The organism is Propionivibrio dicarboxylicus (genome assembly GCF_900099695.1).
Taxonomy (GTDB): domain Bacteria; phylum Pseudomonadota; class Gammaproteobacteria; order Burkholderiales; family Rhodocyclaceae; genus Propionivibrio; species Propionivibrio dicarboxylicus.
On record NZ_FNCY01000035.1, the window covers coordinates 1 to 8,790 of the forward strand.

General features: G+C 62.0%; 9 protein-coding genes. 1 reads left to right on the forward strand and 8 read right to left on the reverse strand.

What is annotated here, in order from left to right:
• On the reverse strand, positions 1–1,478 hold a 1,478-nt coding region (locus tag BLR25_RS20640), incomplete at its 3' end, for an aldehyde dehydrogenase family protein (protein ID WP_218122729.1).
• Between the two features lie 324 nt (positions 1,479–1,802).
• Between BLR25_RS20640 and BLR25_RS20645 the strand changes: the two genes are divergently transcribed.
• A complete protein-coding gene (locus tag BLR25_RS20645) occupies positions 1,803–2,723 on the forward strand; it encodes a LysR family transcriptional regulator (RefSeq protein ID WP_245715623.1) in 921 nt (306 codons plus the stop codon).
• A gap of 82 nt (positions 2,724–2,805) precedes the next feature.
• On the opposite strand, the gene BLR25_RS20650 is transcribed toward BLR25_RS20645, so the two are convergent.
• From BLR25_RS20650 to BLR25_RS20680, 7 genes are all read right to left on the reverse strand, one after another.
• Positions 2,806–3,828, reverse strand: coding sequence for a DctP family TRAP transporter solute-binding subunit (locus BLR25_RS20650; RefSeq protein WP_091940697.1), 1,023 nt, complete (start codon positions 3,826–3,828; stop codon positions 2,806–2,808).
• Between the two features lie 134 nt (positions 3,829–3,962).
• Positions 3,963–5,249, reverse strand: a complete 1,287-nt coding sequence (locus BLR25_RS20655; protein WP_091940699.1) for a TRAP transporter large permease subunit — start codon at positions 5,247–5,249, stop codon at positions 3,963–3,965.
• A 9-nt stretch (positions 5,250–5,258) separates the two neighbouring features.
• Positions 5,259–5,834 (reverse strand): TRAP transporter small permease, encoded by a 576-nt coding sequence (locus BLR25_RS20660; protein ID WP_091940701.1) that lies wholly within the window; start codon positions 5,832–5,834, stop codon positions 5,259–5,261.
• 152 nt (positions 5,835–5,986) lie between these two features.
• Positions 5,987–6,427 (reverse strand): type II 3-dehydroquinate dehydratase, encoded by a 441-nt coding sequence (gene aroQ, locus BLR25_RS20665; RefSeq protein WP_091940703.1) that lies wholly within the window; start codon positions 6,425–6,427, stop codon positions 5,987–5,989.
• A gap of 37 nt (positions 6,428–6,464) precedes the next feature.
• On the reverse strand, positions 6,465–7,298 hold the full coding sequence (locus BLR25_RS20670; protein ID WP_091940705.1) for a shikimate dehydrogenase family protein: 834 nt from the start codon (positions 7,296–7,298) through the stop codon (positions 6,465–6,467).
• The gene (locus tag BLR25_RS20675) at positions 7,295–8,143 is read right to left on the reverse strand and encodes a sugar phosphate isomerase/epimerase family protein (protein WP_091940707.1); all 849 of its coding nucleotides are present in this window, start codon (positions 8,141–8,143) and stop codon (positions 7,295–7,297) included. Before BLR25_RS20675 ends, BLR25_RS20670 begins: the two co-directional genes overlap by 4 nt.
• Positions 8,144–8,241: 98 nt before the next feature.
• A partial coding sequence (locus BLR25_RS20680; RefSeq protein WP_245715624.1) for a thiamine pyrophosphate-dependent enzyme occupies positions 8,242–8,790 on the reverse strand: 549 nt, incomplete at its 5' end.

Here is an 8,790-nt window from a genome sequence, read left to right on the forward strand (position 1 = left end):
TGGATTTTTTCGAGTTCGGGGTCGTAGAACTCGCCGAAGAGTTCGGCATCGATCATGGGATCGGGCTTGTCGAACTCTCTGGAGACCCAGGTGACGTTCATGTAGTGATGGAGGTGGATGTTTTCGCTGGTGGCGTTGCCGGCCCAGGTGCCGCAGCCGATCGAGGAGGTCATCGGCATGCCGTTGTTCATGCTGCCGGAGTTGGCCTTGGACTGGGGCTGACGGACCATGATGCGGCCGACGCGAGCGACGGAAGCGAGACGGTGAATGTGATCGTCATCGAAGGAGAAGATGCCGACCGAGTGACCGATGCCGCCGACTTCATGGATGGCCATGATGGTGTCGATGGCGTTCTGGAATTCGCCGCGGTACTGATGGACGGCGAGAACGGTCGAGAGCTTCTCGCGACACCAGACGCCTTCGAGCGACTCGTTGAAGATGCCGGTGCCGTGCGAGGCGATGAGGAACTTGCGGTCTTCAGGAATGGCGAAGCCGGCGTGCTTGGCCATATCGACGGCGGACAAGGCGACGGTGTCGGAGTGACGATGGCATTCGTCGTCCCACATCGACTTGCGCATGGCGTCCTGCTCGGCCGGGCTCATCATGTAACCGCCGACGGCGACGAGTTCCTTGAGCGCGTCTGCCCAGATGCTCTCGTGAATGACGATGTTGCCGTCAGCGGAACAGCCGGAGCCGAAGTCGGAGGTCTTCGAGCGCATGGTGTTGAAAGCGGCCTTGTTGAGATCCTGCTTGGCCGTTTCGTCCCAGATCATCGTGGCATTGCCGGCGCCGACGGCATAGGCCGGGGTGCCGGACATGTAGGCGCGACGGACGACGCCCTGGCCGCCGGTGGCGATGATCAGGTCGACCTTGGTCATCATCGCTTCGGAGAAACCCTTGTTGATCTTGCCCTTGTAGCCGAGGATCTGGACGAGATCCTCCGGGGCGCCGACGCGGCGCAGGCCTTCGCGCATCAACTCGATCGTCTTGCGGCTGGTCTTGAGCGTGCGCGGATGCGGACAGAAGATGATGGCATTACGCGCCTTGATCGCGTAAATGGCATTGCCGGCCGGGGTCAGGTCGGGGTTGGTGGCAGGAATGACGCAGCCGATGACGCCGACCGGCTTGGCATACTTGACGATGCGCTTCTCGGGAATCTCCTCGATGATGCCGACGGACTTCTCGCGCAGACAGTCGCGCAGGATGCCGCGAATCTTGAAACGCTTGGCCTCGCGGCTGATCGGATCGCCAAAATCGCTCTCGGAAATGCCGAGGAGCACCAGTTCATGGAAAGTCTTGGAATTGGCCACGATCTGCGCAATCGACTGGATCGTCCGGTCGATCGACGCCTGGTCCCACTTCTCGAACTCGCGCTGCGCCTTGTCAGCCCGTGCAAACGCCTCGTCCAGCTCCTGAATCTGCTCCGGCGTGCACTTCAGCTCCGCGTAGCGCTCCGCCATGTCATTCTGTCTGCTCATGTTCCTGTCCTTGTCCTGTGAAATGCGGATGTATTTTTTTATTGCTCAGTGACCGGTGTCGGTTTGTGCGATAATCGCGCAGACAACGGCATACGATCAGCAAACACACTTTAGACAGCGCTCATCCTAGAGTCCATGCAATAAACTTAATATGTGTTATTGCAATTGCAAATAATGCCGGTGTTTTTGAGCGTGGAATTGCCCGCGCGGCCGGAAAACGGGGCTGGATGACGGATGGGCAGCGCCGGGCGCTGCGTCGGCGGATATACGCCCTGGTGGCCTAAGTTATGAAATAATCACAGGCACCGATACCTGCAGAAAGCAATGATGACACGAGTTTCCGACGCCTTGCCGCAACTTCTGGATGCCAATCTGCTGCAGCTCTTTGTTGTTCTCTATGATACGCGGCGGGTGACGCGGGCGGCAGAACAACTCAATATGGCGCAGCCGACGGTCAGTATCTGGCTGAGCCGCTTGCGCCAGCAACTCAACGATCCGCTCTTCGTCCGTACGCCGTCCGGCATGCAGCCGACGCCGGTGGCCGAGGCCCTGATCCCGACGGCGCGCGAGGCCTTGAATTCACTGCGCCGATTGTCGCACTGGGATGCCCAGTTCGAGCCGGCGACGGCCGAGCGCCGTTTCTGCATCGCCATGTCCGATGTCGCCAACATCACCTTGCTGCCGAAGATCCTCGAGCATGTGCGTACCGTTGCGCCGCATATCACCCTCAAGGCGGTGCGCATCGACAAGCAGACGGCGCAGGCGATGGAGTCGGGCGAGGTCGATTTGGCGATCGGACTGCTGCCCGAACTCGGCAAGGGGTTTTATCAGCAGAGCCTGTTTTCGCAGGACTGGATCTGCCTGGTGGCGCCGCAGCATCCGCGCATTCGCGATTCGCTGACGCTGGCCGCCTACGAACGCGAAGCGCATATCGACGTGATTCCGGGGACCGGCCATCGCCTGCTCAGCACGGCGGTCGAAAGCAAGGGGATTGCCCGTCGCGTCGTGCTGCAGTTGCCCGGCTATCTCGGTCTCAGCGTGATTACGCGGACGACCGACCTGATCGCCACGCTGCCGCGGCAGATGGGGGAAACGCTGGCCGGGATCGGCGAACTCAGCGTCTTTGCCTGCCCCTTCTTCATTCCTTCCTTCGTCGCCAAGCAGCACTGGCATGCACGCGTCCATCACGACGCCGCCAACCGCTGGCTGCGCGGCATCTGCGCCGAGCTGCTGCAGAAAAAATAAAACCCGGCGGTAAAGGTCGTTCCGACCTTCGTCCGCCGGGCGCGGTCGCGATGCGCCAGGCATCGCGACGGCCGCAACTGTCTTACTTCTTCGCTGCTTTCGCCTTGGCGATTTCGGCGAACATTTCGGTGGCGAGCGCCTCGTTGTATTGCTTCGAGTACTTCTCGATCACCGGTTTGACCGCGTCGCGGAAGCGGGCGATTTCCGATTCCGGCAGCTCGGTCACTTCGGTCTTGCTCTTCTTCAGCTGTTCGAGCGTCTCGTTCGACTTCTTGAGCGAGCTCTGGCGCTGGAATTCGAGCGAGTCCTTCGCGGCGTCGCGGATAACCTTCTGCTCGTCCGCCGACAGGCCGTCCATGACCTTCTTGCTCATCAGCAGCGAGACCGGTGTAAACGAGTAGCGGTTGACCGTGTAGTACTTCGAGACTTCGCCGATCTTGCCGTAGATCATGTTGAGCGGCGGCTGGCCACCGCCGTCGACGACGCCCTGCTCAAGCGCGGTGTAGAGCTCGGCGTAAGGCAGCGGCACGGTGGCGGCGCCCCAGGCCTTGTAGGTGTCGATCGTGATCGGCGTCTCGGTGACGCGCATCTTCAGGCCCTTGAGGTCCTCGACCTTGGTGATCTTGTGCTTGCTGTTATGCAGGCTGTAGTAGCCCATGTCGAAGAAGGCGAGACCGACCAGGCCCTTGGGTTCGAGCGCGCCGTGGATTTTCTTGCCGACCGAGCCGTCGAGCACCGTGTAGGCGATCTTTTCGTTGTCGAAGAGGTAGGGCAGGTCGACGAGGCCGGCTTCCTTGGCGATGCCGACGAGCAGGTTGGTATTCATCGTCGCGAAGTCGATGGTGCCGCCCTGCATCGACGAGACGACCTGGATGTCCTTGCCCAGCACGGCGCCGGTGAAGACCTTGACCTGCATCTTGCCGCCGCTCTTCTGGCCGACGAGTTCAGCGAACTTCTCGAGGCCATCGACCTGCGGGTTGCCCGAGACGTTGCTGGTCGCGGCTCTGAAAGTACGCTCCTTGATTTGCGCGCTGGCGGTCGTCGCCGTCATTACGAGGCCGCAGGCCATCATCGCTGCCAACACCGTCTTGTATGTCTTGATCATGAAACTCCTCCGTTATGGAAAATGGGCAGGGCCCGATACGCTTCTGATGCAACCACACTTGCGGCGGGGAAGACCGCCGGCCCTGTCGGCCGACGGGGGACCTCGCCAATCACAACGCTTGTAATGCCAATTGCTTACCACTGTCCTTGCAATAGCTTGAGCGGCACCAGCACGATGCTCGGGAACATGACGAGCAACGCGAGTACCACCAGTTGGGCGATCATGAACGGCCAGACGCCGACGATGATGTCATCCATCTTGGTCTTGGTGACGCCGCAGACGACGTTGAGCGTCGTGCCGACCGGCGGGGTGACCAGGCCGATCGCATTGTTGATGATGAAGAGCACGCCGAAGTAGATCGGGTCGATGCCGGCGGCCTTGACGACGGGGATCAGCACCGGCGTCAGGATCAGGATGGTCGGCGTCATGTCCATGGCGGTGCCGACGACGACGACGAGGATCATGATCACGATCATCATCAGCAACTGGCTGCCCATGAAGGGCTTGAGCAGCTTGATGACTTCGCCGGGGATGTCGGCGATGGCGATCAGCCAGGCCGAAACCAGCGCGGCGGCGACGAGGAACATGACGACGGCAGTCGTCTGGCCGGCGTTATAGATGACCTGGTAGACCTGCGACCACTTGAGTTCCTTGTAGACGTAGATCGACACGACGAGCGCATAGACCGAGCAGACGACGCCGGCTTCGGTCGGCGTGAATACGCCGAACTTGAGCCCGAAGATGATGATGCACGGCATCATCAGCGCCCAGATGCCGTCGCGGAAGCTGCTCAGCACTTCCTTGAACGGACGGCGCGGCGGCGGCGTGACGTTGTCGTTGCGCGCGACCCACCACCAGGCCACCCAGAGGCCGGCGGCGATCATCAGGCCGGGGACGATGGCGGCGAGGAATAGCTTGGTGATCGACAGGCCGGCGGTGACGCCGAACAGGATCAGGCCGCTCGACGGTGGCACCATCGGGCCGATGACGCTGCCGGCGGCGATCAGGCCGGCACTTTTCTTCGGGTCATGGCCGGCGCTGATCATCATCGGGAAAAGCAGCGCCGACATCGCCGCCGCGTCGGCCGCAGCCGAACCGGACAGCGAGGCGAGGATGCAGGAAGCGACGATACAGACGTAGCCGAGGCCGCCGCGAATGTGGCCGACGAGGGCGAAGGCGAAGTTGATGATGCGCTTCGAGAGGCCGCCGGCGTTCATCGTCTGGCCGGCGAGCATGAAGAAGGGAATCGCCATCAGCGGGAAGCTGTCGGCGCCGTTGACGACGTTCTGCGCGATGATCTGCGCATCGGTCATGTCGAGCTGCCACATCAGTGCCAGTCCGCAGACCAGCAGCGCGAAGGCGATCGGCATGCCGAGCGCCATGGCGCCCAGCAGGGAGAAGGTAAAGACGAGAATGGTCATGGTCTGGCCTCAATCCTTTTTGGCGGCGCCGGCGGCGTGCGTGTCGTCGGTCGTGGTCTCGTAGTCGTCGAGTTCGAGCTCTTCCTCGGACTCCTTGATCTGGATGAGATCGTCATCGCGGGTCTGGCCGCTCAGCATCATGTAGAGGTCATAGAGCAGGATGGCCATGGCCGAGACGCCGAAGATCAGGATGATGCCGTAGAACAGGCTGACCGGCAGGCCGGTGGCGGCCGCCTCGGTCTCCATGTTGATGACCGTCTGCACCCAGCCGCCCTTGAGCAGCATGACGCAGCACAGCAGCATGAGGAGGTGGCTGACGACATAACAGAGCTTCTTGCCCCAGACCGGCAGCCGCGAGACGACCGAGTCCATGCCCAGGTGCGCGTGGTCGCGCATGGCGATGATGGCGCCGAAGAAGGTCAGCCAGACGAAGAGCCAGCGCGAGAACTCTTCCGAGAAGGTGATGCCCGAGCTGAAGACGTAGCGCAGGACGACGTTCCCGAAGACCAGGACCACCATCGATGCCAGGCACAGGAAGACCAGGAATTTGAGCAGCCGGAAATAGCCGTCGACGATTTGTTTCATGAAGCCTTCCTTTTCGCAAAGTCACGCTGATTCATGTTTCCCCTTTTCTTGCTTTCTGTTTTTGTCATGAACGCGCCGCGGCGCTTGGGCCCCCGAGCGGCGACCGATGGCGCCCGCGGCAGTTTCCGGTGCGGATGGCCGCGGTGCCCTGGTCAGGCCGGGATGGCCGAAACGGCAGCCCGCAGACCGAGCAGATAACTCTCTGCCCCGAATCCGCAGATCTGGCCCTTGGCGATATCCACGAAAACAGAATGGTGGCGGAACGTCTCGCGCGCATGGACGTTCGACATATGCACTTCGATAATCGGCACTGTCAGGATGGCGAGCGCATCGCGCAGGCCAATGCTGTAATGCGTCCAGGCGCCAGCGTTGATGACCACCGCGTCCACCTTATCATGGAATGCTTTGTGAATGCGCTCGACCATCGTCCCCTCGCAGTTCGTCTGGAAGCTCTCGACCTCGGCGCCAAGCTCCTGTCCAAGCTTCTGCAGCATCGTGTCGATCTCTGCCAGCGTCGTCGTCCCGTATTGCTTGGGATCGCGTTTTCCGAACATATTCAGGTTGATACCGTTCAACACCAATACCTTTTTCATTTTTTGACTCTCCAATGTCATGGGATGTGCTTATGCTTCAGTAACTGATTTGCGCGAGGGCGCGTAATTCGTCGGGCGTCGTGCTGCCGAAACCGAAAAATTCGAGGTAGGCCGGAATCATCTCGAACAGCATTTCGGTGCCGAGCACGAAGCGGCAGCCGCGCGCCTTGGCGATCTCTAGCAGCGGCGTCATTTCCTGCTTCATGACGACTTCGCCGACGAAGGTCGCGGGCGACAAGTTGCTGAGATCGAAGGGCAGCGGGTCGCCGGGCAGGCCGAGCGGCGTGCCGTTGACGATCAGGTCGAAGCCGGCGACATCGTCCTGGTACACGACGCGGGCGGCGACCTCCGGGAAGAAGGTCTGCAGGCGTTCGACGAGGACGTTGGCCGATTCGCTGCGCGTCTTGATCACGTCGATGGCGGCAATGCCGGCCGCGGCGAGCGAGGCGGCGATGGCCGAGCCGACGCCGCCGGCGCCGATCAGCAGGCAGCGGGCGCCTTCGCAGACGAAGCCGTTGCGCTTCAAGCCGCGGACGAAGCCTTCGCCGTCGAACATGTCGCCGACGAGCGAGCCGTCAGGACGCTTGAGAATGGCGTTGCACGAACCGGCGACCTGGGCCGTCTTCGAGAGCTCGTCCATCAGCCCGACGGTGGCGACCTTGTGCGGCATGGTGACGAGCGCACCGTGCACATTGCTCATGCGGAAGACCGCCTTCAGTGAATCGGCATAGTCTTCCGGCTTGATGCCCATCGGCACGACGACGGCATCGATGCCTTGAGCATCGAACCAGGGGTTGTAGATGTAGGGCGCCTTGAACGGTTCGGTCGGATAGCCGAACATCGGCAGCAGGATCGACTTGCCGCTGATCATGCGACTTTCTCCAGCTTCGTGAAGGGCGCGCTCAGCCCGTGCGCGGCGGTGTAGGCTTTCGCTGCCTCGATGCATCTGAAGGCGTGTTCGGCGGTACCGAGTTCCTTGACGCGAGCGAGGTGGGGGAGTTCGATGGAGAGGACGGGGACGGGGACGTGCCTGAGGATGGCGGCGATGTCGATGCCGCCCTCGCCGGCGTAGAGGCGCTCTTCGCGGAGGATGCGGATCATTTCGGCGCGATCGGTGGGGATCTGGCCCTGAGCGTCGCAGAGGTGGGCGAAGTGGAACCACTCGCGGGGCAGGGCGTCGAGATCCTCGGGCGTGTCGAGGGCGCGATGGAAGTGGTGCATGTCGATCATGAGACCGGCATTGGGGCGATTGACTTCGCGCAGGACCTTGACGGCGCCGGCGAGGTTATTGACGGCGGCGATGGGGACGTACTCGAGATCGACGGTGAGGCCGAACTGCGCGGCGAGGTCGCAGACCTTGGCGAACTTCTCGGTGGCGTATTCGAGGTTGGGGGTCCAGATCGAGGAGAGGACGGACTTGGCGCCGAGTTCGGCGGCGACTTCCATGGCCGGGAGGTACTTGGACGGATAGAGGTCGTCGGTGATGCGGGCCAGTTCGATGTCATGGACCTTGATGCCGGTCGAGGCAAGGGCGCGCTTGGTGGCGCGGAGCATCTCGCCGTTCTCGGCGAGGGCATAGTTGGGTTCGCCGGGCAGGCCCATGTAGATGAGGCGCGGGCTGATGTAGTCGTAGCCGGCGCGGGCGGCGACATAGGCGAGTTCGGGCGGCGGGCAGCTGAGTACGGTCAGATGGGCCAGCGAATACTGATACGGCATAAGACCTCCGAGGTCGAAATGAGCGGGAACCCGCCGGCGAACCGGCGGTGGCCCTCAAGGTGAAAGAAAAGACTACGAATCCGAAATGAGTGAGAACGTCAGTTGCCGGTGGCGACGTGATGCACCTTCTTGCCCGGCGAATAGATGTCCATGATGTTCCAGTGACCGGCGGTCGGCGTCGGGATGTTCTTCATATAGACATCGATGACGACGGGCTTGTTGAGGGCGACCGCCTTCTGCATGGCCGGGAGGAATTCCTCGGCGGCATTGACGGTGATGCCCTCGATGCCATAAGCACGGGCGATGGCGGCATAATCGGGCGACCAGCTCTCGCCATCGACCTCGAAGACGGTCGCGAAAGTCGTGTCGTAATGGGCCTTCTCGAGGCCGGCGATGGTGCCGAAGGCGCGGTTGTTCATGATCACCCAGATGACGGGGATAGCGTTCTCGCGGGCGGTGGCAAGGACAGCGGGATTCTGGCCCCAGCCGCCGTCACCGGTGAGGGCGACGACGACCTTGTCCTTGAGGGCGATCTTGGCGCCGAGGGCGGCGGGGGAACCGAAGCCCATGGTGGCGAAGCCGCCCGGGGTGAAGATGGTGCCGGGCTCATAGACGGGATACTGCTGGGCGAGGCCGTTCTTGTTCCA